Genomic DNA, 18,622 nt, shown 5'->3' with positions numbered 1-18,622 from the left:
AAAACAGAATTTTGCTTGGCGACCATAGCGTTTTGGACCCACCTGACTCCATTCCGAACTCAGAAGTGAAACGAAACTGCGTCGATGGTAGTGTGGGGTTTCCCCATGTGAGAGTAGAACATCGCCAGGCTTTGATTTGTTGTTTTTAGATTGTTAAGAAAAATCTAAAGGCAAAAAAGTAGACGAAACGTCTAAGCTAGTAGTGTAAACATACTGTTAGCACAAAATTTGCGGAGAGATGGCTGAGTGGTTGAAAGCACCGGTCTTGAAAACCGGCGATGGTTAATAGCTATCCTAGGGTTCAAATCCCTATCTCTCCGCCACTATTAGAAAAGGCCGCTGATTAGTCAGCGGCCTTTTTGCATTTCAGTGTATTCAATTTTAATTTATGGATTATGATTAGTGGCTGAGAACTCGGTTTCCTTAGATGCTCCCTCAGTTTTTTTAATTCACAATCTTTTGATTAGTTGAAATTACCCGCCATAATGCTTGAACTAGGGGATTATCTAGTTGCGAGCGTTTGCAGCAAACTCCGAGTTTAAAGGGATTGATTGGCACAAAGTTTAAGCGCTGAATTTTATCGCGAACAGGACTGTTGTTGATCACCACATCTGGCGCGATTCCCACCCCATACCCTAGAGCCACTAAGCTGACAATCGCTTCATGGCCTGCGATTTGTGCGTAGATATTGGGTTTAATCTTCATTTGCTTAAACCAAGCATTCGCTCGTTCACGAGCTGTCCCGGATTCTGGAATCACAAATGGAATTTCATGCCAACTGGGCTGCTGTTTTTTTAACTCATCGCTAAAGCTACTGCTACCACGCGGAGCGATAATCGAGAGTGGAATTTCACCGATGGTTGCGAATTCAATTCGATTTGGCAACTGTTCTGGCATTGCGGCAATCGCAATATCCGCTTCATCATGTAGGATTTTATCGATGGCTTGCGCGGGATCACCGGTCAATAATTTAAACTCAATATAAGGGTGCTGGAGGCGAAATGCGCTGAGGAGATCCGGTAGATGGCTATAGCTTGCGGTGACAGAGCAAAAGAGTTTTATTTCGCCACGTAATTCTTGGCCATGCTCATTGAGCTGGGTGCTGAATTGTTGCCAATCATTAATCATACGCACCGCCACGGGAAGTAATTGATGGGCAATCGGAGTCAGTTCAACGCTGCGGTTATCACGCAGAAATAGCGTATGATTTAAATCCTGTTCAAGCTTTTGGATTTGTCGACTTAAAGCAGAAGGGCTCAGATGCATTGCTGCTGCGGTATGACTGAAGTTTTTGCTGCCACACAGATGGATAAAAATCTGTAACGTTTTGATGTTCATAACACAATTCCATGTTGCATCTATTGCAATACTTGGTTGTGAATATATCACTTTATGCAATCTTGTCGCTCACTTAGTATGAGTTTATTCGGTCATATCACACCGACTTAACGGAATCACTTATTAAGGAGCACTCACATGGCAAACTATTTCAATACACTGAATCTGCGTGAACAGTTGGATCAACTGGGACGCTGCCGCTTTATGGCTCGTGAAGAGTTTGCCAGCGCAGCGGATTATCTGGTTGGTAAGAAAATTGTGATTGTGGGCTGTGGTGCGCAAGGACTGAATCAAGGTCTGAATATGCGCGATTCGGGTTTAGATGTTAGCTATGCCTTGCGTCAGGCGGCGATCGATGAGCAACGTCAGTCATTCAAAAATGCTAAAAATAATGGCTTCAAAGTGGGCAGTTACGAACAACTGATCCCTGATGCTGATTTGGTGATTAACTTAACCCCTGATAAGCAACATACCAGTGTGGTCAATGCGGTGATGCCACTGATGAAGCAGGGGGCGGCGCTCGGCTATTCACACGGTTTTAATATCGTGGAAGAAGGCATGCAGATCCGTAAAGATATTACCGTAGTGATGGTTGCGCCAAAATGCCCTGGCACAGAAGTTCGTGAAGAGTATAAGCGTGGTTTTGGTGTTCCGACACTGATTGCGGTACACCCTGAAAATGATCCACAAGGTGAAGGGTGGGAAATCGCTAAAGCGTGGGCGGCTGCAACAGGCGGCCATCGTGCAGGTTGTTTGGCGTCTTCTTTTGTGGCAGAAGTGAAATCAGACTTGATGGGTGAGCAAACCATTCTGTGTGGCATGCTGCAAGCAGGTTCAATCGTTTGTTACGAGAAAATGCTGGCCGAGGGTATCGAACCTGGTTATGCCGGTAAATTGCTGCAATTTGGCTGGGAAACGATTACCGAAGCACTAAAGTTTGGTGGCATTACCCATATGATGGATCGTCTCTCTAATCCAGCCAAAATTAAAGCGTTTGAACTCTCTGAACAGCTCAAAGACTTAATGCGTCCGCTGTATAACAAGCATATGGATGGCATTATTTCTGGCCACTTTTCCAGTACTATGATGGCGGATTGGGCCAATGATGATAAGGAACTGCTTGGCTGGCGTGCTGCCACCGCTGAAACTGCATTTGAGAACTACCCTGCGAGCGATGTGAAAATTACTGAGCAAGAATATTTTGATCGCGGTATTTTGATGATTGCCATGGTGCGGGCAGGGGTTGAGCTTGCGTTTGAAGCGATGACTGCCTCAGGCATTATTGATGAGTCGGCTTACTATGAATCTTTGCATGAGCTGCCATTGATTGCTAATACTGTGGCTCGCAAACGCTTATATGAAATGAACGTGGTTATCTCTGATACGGCGGAATACGGTAATTATCTGTTTGCGAACATCGCAGTACCACTATTGCGTGAGCAATTCATGCCCAATGTAGGTGTCGATGTGATTGGCAAAGGTTTGGCTAGCACATCAAATCAAGTCGATAATGCCACTCTGATTGAAGTCAACAGCGTTATTCGTAATCACCCGGTCGAGTACATTGGTGAAGAGCTGCGCGGTTATATGAAAGATATGCAGCGTATCGCAGTGGGTGATTAATCTCGTTATCGGTTTTCCGCCAGCAAACACAACAACACCATATAAGAAAAACCAACAAGGCTTAGTCTACTGACTAAGCCTTTTTTGTATACGCTACTAGCTAAAGTTGGCGGTGTGTTTAGCGTGTTTATTTAGCGGCGAGTTTGGCTTCAAGCTCAGCCATTTTTTGTTCTAACTCGCTAAGCTTTTGGCGAGTGCGCAATAATACTTGGGTTTGCACATCAAATTCTTCTCGATTGACGACATCAAGTTTGTTGAGTTGGCCTTGGATGACTTGGCGTACTTTCTGTTCTACATCTGCGCCTAATTCTTTGACCGGTTGTGGCATCGCTTCATGAATTTGCTTGGCGATCTGCTCGAGTTTTTTCGCATCAAACATACTGATTACTCCTGTTAGGTTGGCAATATTCTATGCAATTCAGCCGACAATGTCGTTAGATTCGGCAATAAAAAAGGCCATCGAAATGGCCTTTTGTGAGTGGGTGATGAGAGATTGGATCACAGCTGACGGTGTGCCGCTTTCACTTCATCCATCCGTGCCAATTTCTCAAGATCTTTATCTTCGACAAAGATCGGCAGTGGTTTGTGTTTTTCAGCCAAGTAGCTGTAAATCACTGGCAGTACAAACAGAGTAAACAGAGTACCGATAGCCAAGCCTGAAACAATCACGATACCGATACTGAAGCGTTGAGCCGCACCAGCACCAGTGGCGTACATCAGCGGGATCAGACCGGCGATCATCGCAGCGGTAGTCATCAGGATCGGACGTAAACGTATTTTGGCTGCATGCATGACCGCATCAATACGATTCAGTTTGTTATGTAACTGCTCTTCTTTGGCGACCTCACAAATCAAGATACCGTGCTTGGTGATCAAACCAACCAAGGTGATCAAACCAACTTGTGAGTAGATATTCATGGTGGCCGTACCCCAAGCGAGTGCGATTAATGCACCACAAATCGCCAGCGGCACCGAAACCATGATCACCAGTGGATCTTTGAGAGATTCAAACTGAATCGCCAATACCAAGAAAATGATCGCCAATGCCAGGCCAAAGGTCGCATATAGCGCGCTGCCTTCGGTCACATACTGACGTGCTTCACCCATGTAATCATGGCTGTAGCCTTTCGGTAGCTTATTGCTGGCGAGATTTTCAAACCAGTCGATCGCATCGCCCATTGCAGTACCCGGTGATGGTACAGCACCGACGGTGGCTGAGTTGAGCTGGTTGAAGTGTGGTAAAGAGCGAGGTTCTGCCACCACATCAATAGTTACTAAGCTACCAAGCGGGATCACGTTGCCATCGGCTGCGCGAACATAGTAGCTGTTCATTGATTCTGGATTGAGACGCCATTTACGTTCCACTTGTGGGATCACTTCGTAAGAGCGGCCGTTGAGGTCGATACGGTTAACATAACCGTCCGCCATCATAGTGCTGAGAGTGATACCAATATCTTGCATGGTCACACCGTAAGCACCGGCTTTATCTTTATCAATGTTGATCTTCATGGTCGCTGAATCGAAGTTCAAATCAAGATCTGAATAAACAAACATTGGATTGGTTTTTACTTCGGTCAGCACATCAGTTGCGATGGTAAATAGGCTTTCAAAGTTGCTTGGTGTCGTGATCACAAATTGGATCGGTAAACCTGAGCCTGCCCCTGGAAGTTCAGGCATCTGGAAAGCAGTGACCGCCATGCCAGGGATGTCTTGTACTAAAGTACCAACTCGGTTGGTCACTTCGGCTTGGCTGGCTTGCCGTTGACTCCACGGCACCATAGAAGCGATACCTAATGCTTGGTTGGAGTTTGGAATTCCGGTAAATACCTGCGCAAACTGAACTTCAGGCTGGTTGGACAGGATATCATTGACATCCGCCATGGTATTAGCCAGATAATCGAGGTTCGCATTTGACGGGCCTGTACCCATCAGCATCAATACCCCTTTATCCTCTGCTGGAGCTAATTCACTTGGAATAAACTTAAACAGCATAGGTAGGCTAGCAAATACGATCAACGCAAAACCAATCACCACTGGGCGATGAGCCATAACCGCTTGTAACATACCTTCATAGCGTGCCGTCATGCGATCGAGCAGATGGTGTACTTTTAGTTCAAATTTGTTTGGGGCTTCATTAGCCTTGAGCATTTTTGAACACATCATCGGCGACAAAGTCAACGCGATAATACCAGAGACAAACACCGCCCCGGCCAGAGTGAGCGCGAACTCTTTAAACAGCGCACCGGTAATGCCGCCCATTAACGCAATCGGAGCATACACCGCACCTAAGGTCAGCGTCATTGCGATAACAGGGATGGCGATCTCGCGGGTACCAATGATTGCAGCACGGAAAGGTGATTCGCCTTCTTTGACATGGCGGTCAACGTTCTCTAGCACCACGATCGCATCGTCAACCACCAGACCGATAGCCAACACCATCGCGAGCAGAGTCATCAAGTTCCAAGAGAAACCCATCATCTGCATTACCATTGCCACCCCAATAAGAGAAAGTGGAATAGTGACAATCGGGATCAGTACCGCACGCAGAGAACCCAAGAACAGGGTAATCACGATTAGTACGATAATCGCAGCTTCAATGATGGTTTTGATTACTTCATGGATGGATTCGTTGATCGCAACCGTTGAGTCATACAACACGCTCATTTGGATATTACTTGGCATGTTTTTGCGTAGCTCAGGCAGGATCTCCAACACATCTTTGGCAATATTGATTGGGTTGGCACTTGGTGCCGCATTGACTGCCGCAACGACCGCTTCACGACCGTTGGCGCTGGCCCGATAAGAGTCATGGCTTTTTTCTAAGGTGACTTTGGCAATATCACCAAGACGGGTAACGTTGCCTTTTTCTGCCTTAATCACCAGATTTTCCAATTCTTCTACGTTGGAAACTTGGGTATCAACACTGCCGTTATATAGCACGAATTCACCAATCGCTTGACCCGTCGCGGATTGGTAGTTATTGGCATTAAGAACACTCATCACATCAGATGCTGACAGGCTAAGTGCTGCCATTTTGGCTGGATCTAACCAGACACGTAGTGCGTATTGCATACCGCCATACAGGTCGATACTGGAAAGACCATTCACCGCATAAAACTGTGGGTTAACCACTCGCACTAAGTAGTCAGTGATCTGGCTAGAAGATAACTCTTCACTGGTAAAACCAATGTACATTACTGCGGTGGTTGAACCGGTTGACATGGTGACCGTAGGGTCTTCTGCTTCACCAGGCAACTGCGAGCGCACTGAGTTGGTTTTCGCCAATACATCTGACAATGCAGCGTTAGGATCGGTATTGAGCTTCATCGTAACCGTAATGGTCGAGCTGCCTAACACCGACTGTGAGGTCATATAGTCAATATTATCGGCTTGTGCGACGGCTTGCTCCAATGGCTGGGTAATAAAACCTTGGATCAAATCAGCGCTGGCACCGTAATAACTGGTGCTTACCGTGATTACGGTATTGGTCATTTCAGGGTATTCACGCACCTGCATTTTGAAAATGGCTTGCAGACCAAGCAACACAATCAAAAAGCTGATCGATACCGCTAAAACAGGACGTTTTATAAAAACATCAGTAAAGCGCATGATGCCTCCGCTTACAGCATTGGGGTTTCTGTTGGTACTTTGGTCGCATCACTTTCGACAATACGAACTTTAGCACCATTACTTAGACGAACTTGACCAGTAGTGACTACTACATCGCCCGGTTTTACACCTTCCAGGATATGCGCAATTGACTCTGAACGTTCGCCGACTTTTACCACATGTTGCTGCACGCGTTGCTCACCATTTTCTTCGGCCACCAGGTAAACATTGTCACCATACAGGGTATAGGTAATGGCAGTTTGTGGCAGAGTCACTTGGTTCTCTAGTTTCGGCAGAATAATGTTAGCGCGGGCAAACATACCGCTACGTAACTTACCATCACTATTAGGGATATCCGCTTGGACTTGGATCAAGCCACTCTGCACGCTAACGGCTGGCTCAATCGCAGAGATTGAACCTTTAAATGAATCTTGTGGATAAGAATCGACGATGATATCGACCTCCTGATCCATTGAAATCCGCGAAATATCGGTTTGTGGCACAGTGAAGCGCAGGCGCATCACGCTGGTATCTTCCAGACGAACAATATCGGTACCAGGTTGTAGATATTGGCCTAAAAACACGTTACGGATCCCGATCACGCCGGCAAACGGTGCTTTGATTTCGCGGCGCGCAATGCTGGCTTTCAAGCCTTCAATGTCAGCAGCCAACGCGTAGTAGTTCGCTTCTGCTTCATCGTACGCTTCTTTAGAAATTGAGCCCTTAGCAAATAAGCCTTTGTAACGTTCATATTTCGCCTTGGCGGCTGGCAGACGAGCTTCTGAGCTTTTTAGGTTGGCTTTTTCCACCGAAGAGTCAAGTAACACCAGTGGTTGCTGGTTTGCCACCTGAGTGCCTGATTCAAATAGAATTTGGCTAATTACGCCAGAGCTTTCGCTGGTTAGAGTTACACCTTGGTTAGGCTCAATGAAGCCGATTGCTTCAATCACTGGCACCCAATCAACGGAGTTAACGGTGGTTACTGTCACCGGAAATTCGGATTCAGGACGATTGGCCAAGTACTCGGCAATTTTCTGTTGTTTGAACAGGTTGAAACCTATCACACTGCCGAACAGCAGGATCGCGATAAGCAACATAAAGAATGTCCACTTTTTCATTCTGGTGCGAACTCCAAATTAGTGTTGAGTAATAGCATTACAACTAGATTCAATCATAGCATCGAGAGCCAAATCATCCAGTTGATAAAACCTAAAGCGTATTGACAAACAAGCAAGAGCCAGCGATTTCAAAACTCAGCACCGAAAATGATGGTCGAGAGGTTTGAACAGTCCCTGCGGTGGTTTCCCTTGGTCGAATAACCTTCGACTTGGGCACACATTTTCTACTCTAGTTCCCTTGCGTAGCAACAAGTTATTGATAAACGGTCATACTGTACTCTATTACGCATAATGTCTCGATAAGCATTAGCCACATCGGAGCTGTGGACTAATTTGAGGCATCAGGTTTATCAGCCAGTGAACGTTTGCTTATTATAGCGGCTAACCCCCCCTGTTTTGCAATACACTTGTACAGCAAAATTTAATGCAGATGGTTTCTTTGTTGGTGATCTGAGGTGAGCAGATTATGATGAGCGGCTGAATAAATAGGATTGAGATCGCTATGAAGTTAAACCCAAGACAAGATGAAGCGGTCAAATATGTTTCTGGCCCATGCTTAGTCCTTGCAGGGGCGGGTTCGGGCAAAACGCGGGTTATCACCAATAAAATCGCTTATTTGGTGCAGCAATGTGGCTATAAAGCGCGCAATATTGCGGCGGTCACCTTTACCAATAAAGCGGCGCGTGAAATGAAAGATCGCGTGGCACAAACGCTGGGTAAAGCGGAATCACGAGGCTTAATGGTCTCCACTTTTCACACCTTAGGTTTGAATATTATTCGCCGTGAATTCAAAGCACTGGGCTTAAAAGCGGGGTTTTCATTATTTGATGATCAAGATCAGCTGGCACTACTCAAAGAGTTGACTGAAAAGCAGCTCGATGGCGATAAAGACTTGCTGCGCCAACTGCTGAGCACAATTTCCAATTGGAAAAACGACATGCTCACCCCGCAGCAGGCGATGGCGCGGGCACAAGGCGAACAGCAGCAGTTGTTTGCGCACTGTTTTGAACGTTATCAAAAACAGATGCTGGCTTATAACGCTCTAGATTTTGATGATTTGATTTTACTGCCGGTATTGCTGCTGCGCAGTAGTGAAGAAGTGCGCCAGCGTTGGCAAAATCGGATCCGCTATCTGTTAGTCGATGAATATCAAGATACCAATACCAGCCAGTATGAATTAGTAAAACTGTTGGTAGGGGAGCGTGGCCGTTTAACCGTGGTCGGTGATGATGACCAATCGATCTACTCATGGCGCGGCGCCAAGCCACAAAACCTAGTGTTGTTAGGTGAAGATTTTACCGATTTAAAATTGGTCAAATTGGAGCAAAATTATCGCTCAACGCGGCGTATTTTGCGTGCGGCGAATATCTTGATTGCCAATAACCCGCATGTCTATCAAAAAGCGTTGTTTTCAGAATTGGTCGAGGGTGAAAAACTCAAAGTTATTCTCGCCAACAATGACGATCATGAAGCAGAGCGAGTTACCGCAGAGATTATCGCGCATAAGTTTCTCAACCGTACCGAATATCGCGATTACGCAATCTTGTATCGGGGTAATCATCAATCGCGCCTAATTGAAAAGTCGCTCACCCAAAACCGAGTGCCCTATAAGTTATCGGGCGGCACCTCTTTTTTTGCGCGAGCGGAAATTAAAGACATGATGGCTTACCTGCGTGTGCTGGTGAATCCTGATGATGACAATGCATTTTTACGTATCGTGAATACCCCAAAGCGCGAGATTGGCCCTGCCACCTTAGAAAAGCTCGGCAGCTACGCTAATATGCGTGGTAAGAGCCTGCTGGCGGCCAGCTTTGAACTGGGTTTGGAGCAGCATCTCACTGGGCGTGGACTCGATAATTTACGCCGTTTTAGCGAGTGGTTGGTGGCGGTGGCCGATAACGCACAGCGCGGTGATAGTGTTGAGGCCGTGCGCGCATTGGTGCGTGATATTCATTATGAAGACTGGTTGTATGAGACCTCTGCGAGCCCTAAAGCGGCGGAAATGCGCATGAAAAACGTCTCTGATCTTTATTCATGGATTGTGGCCGACTTGTCCGGCGATAACCCGGATCAACAACCGAAAACCCTTAAAGAAGTGGTTCAGCGTTTGACCTTGCGTGACATGATGGAGCGCGGTGAAGAGAACGATGATAGCGATGCTGTACAATTGATGACGCTGCACGCATCAAAAGGGTTGGAGTTTCCTTACGTGTATCTGATGGGGGCGGAAGAGGGCATTTTACCGCACCAAACCAGTATCGATGAGGAAAATGTCGAAGAGGAACGCCGCTTAATGTATGTCGGCATCACTCGTGCACAGCGTGAGCTGACCTTTATGGTGTGTAAAGAGCGTCGCCAGTTTGGTGAGCTGATCAAGCCGCAGCACAGCCGTTTTCTGGATGAATTACCACAAGATGATATTGAGTGGGAGCTCAAGAAAAAGCCGGTTAGTCAACAAGAGCGCATGGCCAAGGGCCAAGCACATATTGCCAATTTACGCGCGATGTTTAAGAAATAATCGCAACTGGTTATCGATTGGAAAATCCAGTAAGCGAGAGAGCCGCCACTGGCTGGGTTGTGGAGTACAGTTGATCACAACCCAGCAATCATATGTTCAATCGCCGCTACGATTTCAGCATCCGAACAATCGACACAGGTACCTTTGGCCGGCATAGCATTAAAGCCATGCAGTGCATGATTTTTTAGCACTTCTTTACCTTGTGCAATACGCGGTCCCCATTCGGCAGCGCTGCCGATTTTAGGAGCACCTGATACGCCAGTTGAGTGACAAGCAATACAAAAGGTGCCGTAGACTGTCGCACCATCGCGTGGACCCGTGGCCACGACTGGGGTCGGTTCGTTACTGGCCAGATAAACATTGCCAACCGGTTTGATCCGCTCCGCAATCGCATGTTTATCGGCATCGGTTATCGCCCATGTGCCACTTGACAGCGCTGAGCCAAGCGTTATCACCAGCAGGTTAAAGAGTGTTCGCAACATATCTAAACTCACTTTACATAATTAAGGTAAGTGTGGCTTACCCATCCTTTTTCCAGCTTAAATTTCACATTATTAATGTTAAGTAGATGTGAAAAGTAAATTGAGTATAGCGCGGTAATATGTTGCAACAAACCTGCAAATACCATCTTCCCGCCGTGAATCACCCTCTTAACCAACAGAAGAGCAGCAAACGCCTGATGAAAAAGGCACCAATCAGTAAAAAAACTAAAAAAAACACTAGACGCCCTTAGGTGATCTACGTATTATTCCACTCCGCCGATAGGGCATGCGCCCGTAGCTCAGCTGGATAGAGCGTTGGCCTCCGGAGCCAAAGGTCGAAGGTTCAAATCCTTTCGGGCGCGCCATAATCGCCTGGGGAATATCGGTAATAAATATCAGTGGTGGCTATAGCTCAGTTGGTAGAGCCCCGGATTGTGATTCCGGTTGTCGTGGGTTCGAGCCCCATTAGCCACCCCATTTATTTTGGTGATAATTAATTATCTCCGGTCTTAAGTTGTAGAGCTTAAGCAAAATTAAGTCGGTGAATAGCGCAGCTTGGTAGCGCATCTGGTTTGGGACCAGAGGGTCGGGGGTTCGAATCCCTCTTCACCGACCACTTATTTCAAGATTAGGCAAACGCGTGGTCTTAAATAACGGCAGGCAAGCGGTTATTACAAATTTCAGTGGTGGCTATAGCTCAGTTGGTAGAGCCCCGGATTGTGATTCCGGTTGTCGTGGGTTCGAGCCCCATTAGCCACCCCATTTATTTTGGTGATAATTAATTATCTCCGGTCTTAAGTTGTAGAGCTTAAGCAAAATTAAGTCGGTGAATAGCGCAGCTTGGTAGCGCATCTGGTTTGGGACCAGAGGGTCGGGGGTTCGAATCCCTCTTCACCGACCACTTTTCAAAGCCTCAGCATCTGCTGGGGCTTTTTTGCATTTTATCTATCGCAAATTTAACTCGACTTTATACGCAGTGATTGGCTGGTATTAGCTCGGCTAAACGCCATTGCCCTCAGTTGCAAATCGGCCGGCAGTTCCTTTCTCTTGATCTCTTCATATTGCACTTTAGCTAGAGTTGGCGTTTTTTTGCCCCAGCTTTGTTGCTTTTACGCGCAAGATTTGCCAAATTGAGAGGCTTGTAAATCGTCAGAAGATAATTCTGATTCGAATGGATGCAAATGCACATCAGTTTCAGTTATGCGCTGATGTGCTTCAGACAGGGCAAAATTGCCTCAGCGGTAGAGGTCTGATGGAATGTCACTTTTAGCAGTTAAAAATCTTAGAATTGAATACCCTTCGCGGCATGGGGTGCATGTCGCAGTCAAATCGCTCACTTTGGATATCCAAGCGGGTGAAATTGTTGGAGTGGTGGGTGAATCTGGGGCTGGGAAATCAACGGTAGGCAATGCCGTGATTGATCTGCTTAGCCCTCCCGGCACGATTGCGGCCGGTGAAGTTTATTTAAACGGTGAGAAAATTTCCGGTTTATCGCCCCAAGCGATGCGTGAAGTGCGTGGCAGCAAAATCGGCTTTATTTTTCAAGATCCGATGACCTCACTCAATCCACTGTTTACGGTGGAGCAGCAATTAACCGAAACCATTCATGCCAACATGCAGGTGAGCGATCAGCAAGCCTATCAACGCGCATTATCTTTGTTGCAGCAAGTTGGCATCCCCCAACCCGAAAACCGCCTCAAACAGTATCCGCATCAATTTTCTGGTGGTATGCGTCAACGGGTGGTGATTGCGATTGCGCTGGCGGGTGAGCCTGATCTGATCATCGCTGATGAGCCAACCACCGCGCTTGACGTCTCGATTCAAGACCAAATCTTGACCCTGATCCGTGAGCTATGTAAGCAAAACAATGTCGGCTGTATGTTGGTGACGCATGATATGGGCGTGGTGTCGAATGTAACCGATCGCGTTGCGGTGATGTATCGTGGTGATTTGGTCGAGTTTGGCCCCACTGGCAAAGTGCTTGGCACACCACAGCACCCTTATACTCGCAGCCTAATTTCAGCAGTGCCGCGTTCTGATCGCAAGTTGGATCGTTTTCCACTCGTGAGTTACATCGAACAAGCGCAACAGTTACAGCCTTTGGATGTGAAAAATCACTGGCTAGGGCAGAGTCAAGATCAGCGTCAATACCGTGGCCCGCTACTCAAAGTGGATAATGTGAGCTTGCGTTTTATCACTAAGGATTCTTTATTCGCCAGCCGCCGCGAATACGTACAAGCCTCCGATAATGTCAGTTTTGAAGTCCATGAAGGGGAAACGTTTGGTTTAGTCGGCGAATCTGGCTCAGGAAAATCAACCATTGCACGAGTGATCGCGGGCTTGTACCAACCCAATGTCGGGCGAGTGAGCTTTGAAGGGATTGATTTAACTGCGCTGAAATCGGAACACCAACGCCGCCCTTTACGGCGTCAAATGCAGATGGTATTCCAAAATCCGTATACCTCAATGAATCCGCGCATGAAAATTTTCGACATCATCGCTGAACCGATCCGTTTTCATAAACTGACGCGCAGTGAAAGTGAAACGCGGCACATCGTCAACGATCTGCTCGAGCATGTCGGTTTAGGCGCGATGGCAGGATTAAAATACCCCCATGAGTTTTCCGGCGGTCAGCGGCAGCGAATTTCTATCGCTCGCGCTTTAGCGACCCGTCCACGCCTACTGATTTGTGATGAACCGACCTCGGCGCTCGATGTCTCGGTGCAGGCGCAAATTCTGAACTTGCTCAAAGATTTGCAAGATGAGCTCAATCTGACCATGTTATTTATCAGCCACGATTTACCGGTGATCCGCCAGATGTGTGATCGCGTCGGAGTGATGCAGATGGGCAGGCTGTTGGAAGTTGCACCGACTGAGCAACTGTTTACCGATCCACAGCATGAGTACAGCAAAAAATTGATTTCCTTAATGCCTGAATTTACAGGCTTACGCGAAACGACAACGGCAGCATAGCCGTTAAATTTCGCCAACCATGCCGTTTGGTTGGCGGTAGTGACAGAAGCAAACACAATCAACAAGGGATTGGATTCCCGCATAAGGAGTTATGCAATGAAAACCATAAAAAACCAACTAACGTTGGCCTTGATCGCGGCTGGCTTGAGTTTTGGTAGCTTGGCGGCAGATATTACCGTCGCTTATGATTCCGACCCAGTCTCGATGGATCCCCATGAGCAGCTCTCTGGTGCCACATTACAGCTTTCGCACATGGTGCTCGATCCGCTGATCCGTTTCACGCAGACCATGGAGTTCGAACCACGTTTAGCACAATCTTGGCAGCGTATTGATAACGAAACCATGCGCTTTACCTTGCGCCAAGGGGTCAAATTTCAATCCGGTAATGATTTTAGTGCCGATGATGTGGTGTGGACCTTTAACCGCTTGAAGCAGTCAGCGGATTTTAAAGGTATTTTTGAGCCGCTGGTCGCGCTGACCAAAGTCGATGACTACACGATTGAAATCAAAACCGCTGGCACTTATCCGCTGATTGAAAACGTGGCGACCTATATTTTCCCGATGGACAGTAAGTTTTATACCGGCTTGACGGCTGATGGCAAAGATAAAGCCGAAATCGTCAAGCATGGTAACTCCTTCGCCTCTGAGCATATCTCAGGCACTGGCCCATTTATGGTGAGCAGTCGTGAGCAAGGGATTAATCTGGTACTGCAACGTAATCCCAATTACTGGGATAGCGCATCAAAAGGCAATGTCGACAAGCTAACTCTCTCGGTGATCAAAGAAGACGCGACTCGGGTTGCTGCACTGTTGTCTGGTGGGGTGGATATGATTGCTCCTGTCGCGCCTAATGATTACCAACGCATCCAAAACGCCAAAGGCGTAGCGCTGTTTACTATGCCCGGTACACGCGTGATCACTTTCCAAATGAACCAAAATAGCAATCCAGCCTTGAAAGATGTGCGTGTACGCCAAGCGATTGTGCACGCGATCAATACCCAAGGGATTGTCGACAAAGTGATGAAAGGTGCGGCGACAGTGGCCAACCAACAAAGTCCTATTGGTTATGCCGGTTACAATGAAAACCTCAAGCCACGCTTTGATCTGGCGAAAGCCAAGCAGCTGATGAAAGAGGCTGGTTATGAACAGGGTTTTAATCTGACCATGATTGCGCCGAATAACCGCTACGTAAATGATGAGAAAATTGCCCAAGCAACCTCGGCAATGCTGGCGCGAATTGGCATCAAAGTCGATTTAAAAACTTTACCTAAAGCGCAATACTGGCCAGAGTTTGATAAGTGTGCCGCCGATATGCTGATGATAGGTTGGCATCCTGATACTGAAGATTCGGCCAACTTTACCGAGTTTTTGACTATGACGCGTGATGCCAATACCGGTAAAGGTCAGTACAACTGTGGTTATTACTCGAATGCCGAGGTGGATAAGCTGGTTGATGCCGCCAACTCCGAAACCGATCTTGCCAAACGCAGCGCAATGCTCAAGCAGGTGGAGGCGATCTTATATAACGAAGCGGCCTTCGTACCACTGCACTTCCAAGATCCCTCTTGGGCAGCGAAAACCACACTCGATATCGCTCCGATCATCAATGGGATGGATTTCCCTTATTTTGGTGATCTGGTGGTGAAAGAGTAATCAGCGCTGACACATCTCGCTTAGTTGACTCTAGCGCGTAATCAATCGATATAAAAATAAAATATACCCTTCCGACTTGGCGCTGCAGTTCCAAGTCGGAAGGGTATAGCGATATAAAAATGAAAGGGGCAGGGAATGTTTTCGTTTCTGGTCAAGCGCCTGTATCAGGCACTGATAGTGATGTTGGTGATCAGTTTGGTGGCCTTCGCCATTCAGGATAATCTCGGTGATCCATTGCGTGAGTTGGTGGGGCAATCGGTTTCAGAGTCTGAACGCCAAGCATTGCGTGACCACTTAGGGCTCAATGATCCGTTCATGGTTAAATACTCGCGTTTTATTAGCGCGGCAGTTCAGGGTGATTTAGGGACCTCATATTTCTTTAAGCGCCCTGCGTTGGATGTCATTTTGGATAAGTTGGTGGCCACCCTAGAATTGGTATTTGGGGCCACGCTGATCATTGTGTGTTTTTCCATCCCACTTGGCGTCTATTCAGCAATTCACCCTAAAAGCTGGATAACTAAAATCATTATGGCAGGGAGTAGTATTGGGATTTCGATCCCGGTGTTTCTGACCGCTATCCTGTTGATGTACGTCTTCTCAATTGAACTGGGTTGGTTGCCCTCTTATGGGCGCGGTGCCACGGCCAATGTTTTGGGATGGCAATCGGGCTTTTTTACGCTCGATGGCCTACGTCATTTGGTGCTGCCCTCAATCGCTTTAGCCTCAATCATGTTGCCGCTATTTATCCGATTAGTACGTTCGGAAATGTTGGAAGTGCTTGGTTCGGAATATATTAAATTTGCCCAAGCCAAAGGTTTGCCACTCAATAAAATCTATTACCAGCATGCATTGAAAAACACCTTGCTGCCGGTATTAACCGTCGGTGGGGTGCAAATTGGCACTATGGTGGCGTACACCATTTTGACCGAAACCGTCTTTCAGTGGCCGGGAACCGGCTTACTATTTCTAGAGGCGATTAATCGAGTCGATACGCCACTGATCACCGCTTATGTGATTTTTGTCGGGCTGATCTTCGTAGTGACCAATACCATTGTTGATCTGCTGTATGGTCTGATTAACCCCACCGTCAATCTTACGGGCAAAGGAGCGTAATGATGAGTGCAGTATCTGGTGCTCTTTCGCGCTGGCAGCGTTTTCAGCAGTCGGACTTTTTGTATTATTTTATGCGCGATAAAGTCGCGATCGGTAGCTTTAGCGTATTTCTATTATTTGTGGTGGTGGCTTTAGGGGCACCATGGCTGGCACCGACTAATCCATACGATCTATCGGCGATCGATATTATGGATGCTGAATTGCCGCCAGCCTGGATGGAAGGGGGCGAAGCACATTTTCTGCTTGGCACCGATGAGCAAGGGCGTGACATTTTTTCGACGATTCTGTATGGCTCACGTCTATCGTTAACCATCGGTTTTTTGGCGGTCGCTTTACAACTGGCGTTAGGCATTGTGATTGGCCTGTCGGCAGGCTATTTCGGTGGTCGGATTGACAGTTTTTTGATGCGCTTTGCCGATATTCAGCTCTCATTTTCCACCATGATGGTGGCCATCATTGTCTCGGCAATTTTTAAAGCCAGCTTTGGTGGCGAATTTTTCGGTCAATATGCGGTGGTGATGTTGGTGGTGATCATCGGCATTGCCGAATGGCCACAATACGCGCGTACTGTGCGAGCCTCGGTATTGGCCGAAAAGAAAAAGGAGTACGTTGAAGCGGCGCGCGTGATGGGCTTTAAAGCGCCACGTATCATGTTTCGGCATATTTTGCCGAACTGTTTATCGCCGATATTAGTGATTTCAACTGTGCAAGTAGCCAATGCGATTATGTCCGAAGCCGCACTGTCATTCCTTGGCCTCGGTTTACCGGTTGATCAACCCTCCTTAGGCTCGCTGATCAGCATCGGTTTTAGCTATATTTTTTCCGGCGCATGGTGGATCACCGCTTTTCCTGGGGTAGTGCTGGTGCTGCTGGTTTTGGTGATTAATCTGCTCGGTGATTGGCTACGCGATGTGTTTAACCCAAAAATTTATAAGGGCTAAGCCTGCCGAATCGATGAGCTTCACAAACTCTTGATAAACTCGCCGCCGAAGCTGAATGCTCGGCGGTTTTTTGCACTGTTTTTGCATCTGTTTTCGGTACCGATGCCCTTCAAGCTGTGCAGCGATGGCGTAGGGCAAAGGCGATGGGTGATCAATGATGAGGAGAGCAGTGGATGTTGAAATGGATGGAATACCGCAAGCTAAGTTTGGTTTGGCTGTTGCTCGCTCCGCTGACCGGGTTTGCCAGTAGTGAATATTGGTGTGAAGCGCAGCAAGCGGCGATCAATCAATTGCCAGTGCTCGATCCGGCGTGCCCGATTGGTGAGGGATTATGGGGAAAAGCACCACAAGCGGGGAGCTCTCTGTTTTGGATCCAGTGTGGCATGCTAAGCCAGCCAATGCCGCTTGCCAGCGTTAAAACCCTCTATCAGCATATTTCGACCGACATTTGGCTAAAACCCGAGGCGGAAGGCTCGCGCTGCTTAATTGGCCCTTACCACGATTTTAGTGTCGCCAGTCAGGAGTTAAAACAGATAAAAAAACTGGCTAGTTTTGAACAAGCTTTTATACGTCAAGTGATCAAAAACACTGCGCCACAGCCAGTGCGGCAAGCTAAAGAGTTGCGCAGTGCAACGCCCACTGTAGCTCAGGCGGTGAGCCAACCAGCTCCGGTCAATCAATCGCTCAGCACGCCGCCCAATAAGCCAATTTCCGCTCCGACCGCGGCGAGCACTCAGTCGCTCGTCAAACTCAACAGCATGCCTCGCCCATCGGCAAATAACGACTTTGTGCTACGCCAGTCAATCAAAGTCGGCAGTCAAACCTTTGCCCTGCCGTATACCGGCAATCCACAAGTGCCATTTTATATGGAATACGATTTAGCGTGGAATCGGCTTGATTATGCTGCAGCACAAAGTGTGTGCCAGCAGCTTGCCATGCGCCTACCAAGCGAGCAAGAGTGGTCAGCCTTACTCAATAGCCAGCAGATGCAAGCGCAGCGTTGGCCAGTGCAACTTCCCTACTGGGGAGAAGGCCGCAAAGGGCTATTTGCGACCGGCAAAGTCAATCCGCTAAACGGCTCGTCACTGCTCAATGTGCTGTGCGTGAAGTCAGATTTATAAGTGGGAGGACAAGCTGTTAGGATGACAATTTATTCTCCGCGTGAATGAATGGCCTGGTTTTTGAAACAAATATTGATTTATATGGTCCATATTAAAGCAAAATATCATGTATTTGCTGTCTACCTAAACGGAA

At 47.4% G+C, this 18,622-nt stretch carries 12 protein-coding genes, 6 tRNA genes, 1 rRNA gene and 1 pseudogene; 14 read left to right on the top strand and 6 right to left on the bottom strand.

Going from position 1 to position 18,622, the window contains the following annotated elements; all coding sequences use genetic code 11:
- The first annotated feature begins 14 nt into the window (after positions 1 to 14).
- Both rrf and PUN32_RS12975 read left to right on the top strand, forming a co-directional pair.
- Positions 15 to 130: ribosomal RNA gene (gene rrf / locus PUN32_RS12980) — 5S ribosomal RNA — on the top strand.
- Between the two features lie 102 nt (positions 131 to 232).
- Positions 233 to 323, top strand: a tRNA-Ser gene (locus tag PUN32_RS12975).
- 121 nt (positions 324 to 444) lie between these two features.
- On the opposite strand, the gene ilvY is transcribed toward PUN32_RS12975, so the two are convergent.
- The gene (gene ilvY, locus PUN32_RS12970; RefSeq protein WP_274723592.1) at positions 445 to 1,338 is read right to left on the bottom strand and encodes an HTH-type transcriptional activator IlvY; all 894 of its coding nucleotides are present in this window, start codon (positions 1,336 to 1,338) and stop codon (positions 445 to 447) included.
- A gap of 138 nt (positions 1,339 to 1,476) precedes the next feature.
- Between ilvY and ilvC the strand changes: the two genes are divergently transcribed.
- Positions 1,477 to 2,961, top strand: coding sequence for a ketol-acid reductoisomerase (gene ilvC / locus PUN32_RS12965; RefSeq protein ID WP_274723591.1), 1,485 nt, complete (start codon positions 1,477 to 1,479; stop codon positions 2,959 to 2,961).
- Between the two features lie 127 nt (positions 2,962 to 3,088).
- On the opposite strand, the gene ubiK is transcribed toward ilvC, so the two are convergent.
- The 4 genes and pseudogenes from ubiK to PUN32_RS14140 form a co-directional block, all read right to left on the bottom strand.
- Positions 3,089 to 3,340, bottom strand: coding sequence for a ubiquinone biosynthesis accessory factor UbiK (ubiK, locus tag PUN32_RS12960; RefSeq protein WP_166013958.1), 252 nt, complete (start codon positions 3,338 to 3,340; stop codon positions 3,089 to 3,091).
- A 119-nt stretch (positions 3,341 to 3,459) separates the two neighbouring features.
- Positions 3,460 to 6,570 carry a multidrug efflux RND transporter permease subunit VexB gene (vexB, locus tag PUN32_RS12955; RefSeq protein WP_274723590.1) on the bottom strand — a complete coding sequence of 1,037 codons (3,111 nt, stop codon included), beginning with the start codon at positions 6,568 to 6,570 and terminating at the stop codon, positions 3,460 to 3,462.
- Positions 6,571 to 6,581: 11 nt separating this feature from the next.
- Entirely contained in the window at positions 6,582 to 7,688 is a 1,107-nt protein-coding gene (locus PUN32_RS12950; protein WP_274723589.1) for an efflux RND transporter periplasmic adaptor subunit, read from the bottom strand.
- 18 nt (positions 7,689 to 7,706) lie between these two features.
- A pseudogene (locus PUN32_RS14140) lies at positions 7,707 to 8,002 on the bottom strand (TetR family transcriptional regulator); the annotation flags it as partial.
- 188 nt (positions 8,003 to 8,190) lie between these two features.
- Between PUN32_RS14140 and rep the strand changes: the two are divergent.
- Positions 8,191 to 10,206, top strand: a complete 2,016-nt coding sequence (rep, locus tag PUN32_RS12945; RefSeq protein ID WP_274723588.1) for a DNA helicase Rep — start codon at positions 8,191 to 8,193, stop codon at positions 10,204 to 10,206.
- A 74-nt stretch (positions 10,207 to 10,280) separates the two neighbouring features.
- Here rep and PUN32_RS12940 read toward each other — a convergent pair whose 3' ends face one another.
- A complete protein-coding gene (locus PUN32_RS12940) occupies positions 10,281 to 10,688 on the bottom strand; it encodes a c-type cytochrome (RefSeq protein WP_274723587.1) in 408 nt (135 codons plus the stop codon).
- Between the two features lie 288 nt (positions 10,689 to 10,976).
- Here PUN32_RS12940 and PUN32_RS12935 point away from each other — a divergent pair.
- The 10 genes from PUN32_RS12935 to PUN32_RS12890 all read left to right on the top strand — a co-directional run bounded on the left by PUN32_RS12935 (position 10,977) and on the right by PUN32_RS12890 (position 18,489).
- Positions 10,977 to 11,053, top strand: a tRNA-Arg gene (locus PUN32_RS12935).
- Positions 11,054 to 11,089: 36 nt separating this feature from the next.
- A tRNA-His gene (locus PUN32_RS12930) sits at positions 11,090 to 11,165 on the top strand.
- 62 nt (positions 11,166 to 11,227) lie between these two features.
- Positions 11,228 to 11,304 (top strand) — tRNA-Pro (locus tag PUN32_RS12925).
- Positions 11,305 to 11,374: 70 nt separating this feature from the next.
- Positions 11,375 to 11,450 (top strand) — tRNA-His (locus PUN32_RS12920).
- A 62-nt stretch (positions 11,451 to 11,512) separates the two neighbouring features.
- Positions 11,513 to 11,589, top strand: a tRNA-Pro gene (locus tag PUN32_RS12915).
- Positions 11,590 to 11,945: 356 nt separating this feature from the next.
- Positions 11,946 to 13,661 (top strand): dipeptide ABC transporter ATP-binding protein, encoded by a 1,716-nt coding sequence (locus PUN32_RS12910; RefSeq protein ID WP_274723586.1) that lies wholly within the window; start codon positions 11,946 to 11,948, stop codon positions 13,659 to 13,661.
- Between the two features lie 96 nt (positions 13,662 to 13,757).
- A complete protein-coding gene (locus tag PUN32_RS12905) occupies positions 13,758 to 15,314 on the top strand; it encodes an ABC transporter substrate-binding protein (protein WP_274723585.1) in 1,557 nt (518 codons plus the stop codon).
- A gap of 135 nt (positions 15,315 to 15,449) precedes the next feature.
- Positions 15,450 to 16,427: an ABC transporter permease gene (locus PUN32_RS12900; protein WP_166013951.1), complete on the top strand. Its 978-nt coding sequence runs from the start codon at positions 15,450 to 15,452 to the stop codon at positions 16,425 to 16,427.
- 2 nt (positions 16,428 to 16,429) lie between these two features.
- Positions 16,430 to 17,368, top strand: a complete 939-nt coding sequence (locus PUN32_RS12895; RefSeq protein ID WP_274723593.1) for an ABC transporter permease — start codon at positions 16,430 to 16,432, stop codon at positions 17,366 to 17,368.
- A gap of 173 nt (positions 17,369 to 17,541) precedes the next feature.
- Entirely contained in the window at positions 17,542 to 18,489 is a 948-nt protein-coding gene (locus tag PUN32_RS12890; protein ID WP_274723584.1) for an SPOR domain-containing protein, read from the top strand.
- The last annotated feature ends 133 nt before the right edge of the window (positions 18,490 to 18,622 follow it).

It is taken from the genome of Vibrio chanodichtyis (genome assembly GCF_028863985.1).
Lineage (GTDB): Bacteria > Pseudomonadota > Gammaproteobacteria > Enterobacterales > Vibrionaceae > Vibrio > Vibrio chanodichtyis.
Note: the sequence above shows the minus strand (reverse complement) of the source record. Positions and strands in the feature narration are given on the sequence as shown.

Coding starts and splice junctions, on each gene's coding strand:
- PUN32_RS12890 (WP_274723584.1), top strand. CDS start 17,542: ATGTTGAAATGGATGGAATACCGCAAGCTAAGTTTGGTTTGGCTGTTG.
- ubiK (WP_166013958.1), bottom strand. CDS start 3,340: ATGTTTGATGCGAAAAAACTCGAGCAGATCGCCAAGCAAATTCATGAA.
- PUN32_RS12940 (WP_274723587.1), bottom strand. CDS start 10,688: ATGTTGCGAACACTCTTTAACCTGCTGGTGATAACGCTTGGCTCAGCG.
- ilvC (WP_274723591.1), top strand. CDS start 1,477: ATGGCAAACTATTTCAATACACTGAATCTGCGTGAACAGTTGGATCAA.
- PUN32_RS12905 (WP_274723585.1), top strand. CDS start 13,758: ATGAAAACCATAAAAAACCAACTAACGTTGGCCTTGATCGCGGCTGGC.
- PUN32_RS12950 (WP_274723589.1), bottom strand. CDS start 7,688: ATGAAAAAGTGGACATTCTTTATGTTGCTTATCGCGATCCTGCTGTTC.
- rep (WP_274723588.1), top strand. CDS start 8,191: ATGAAGTTAAACCCAAGACAAGATGAAGCGGTCAAATATGTTTCTGGC.
- PUN32_RS12910 (WP_274723586.1), top strand. CDS start 11,946: ATGTCACTTTTAGCAGTTAAAAATCTTAGAATTGAATACCCTTCGCGG.
- vexB (WP_274723590.1), bottom strand. CDS start 6,570: ATGCGCTTTACTGATGTTTTTATAAAACGTCCTGTTTTAGCGGTATCG.
- ilvY (WP_274723592.1), bottom strand. CDS start 1,338: ATGAACATCAAAACGTTACAGATTTTTATCCATCTGTGTGGCAGCAAA.
- PUN32_RS12900 (WP_166013951.1), top strand. CDS start 15,450: ATGTTTTCGTTTCTGGTCAAGCGCCTGTATCAGGCACTGATAGTGATG.
- PUN32_RS12895 (WP_274723593.1), top strand. CDS start 16,430: ATGAGTGCAGTATCTGGTGCTCTTTCGCGCTGGCAGCGTTTTCAGCAG.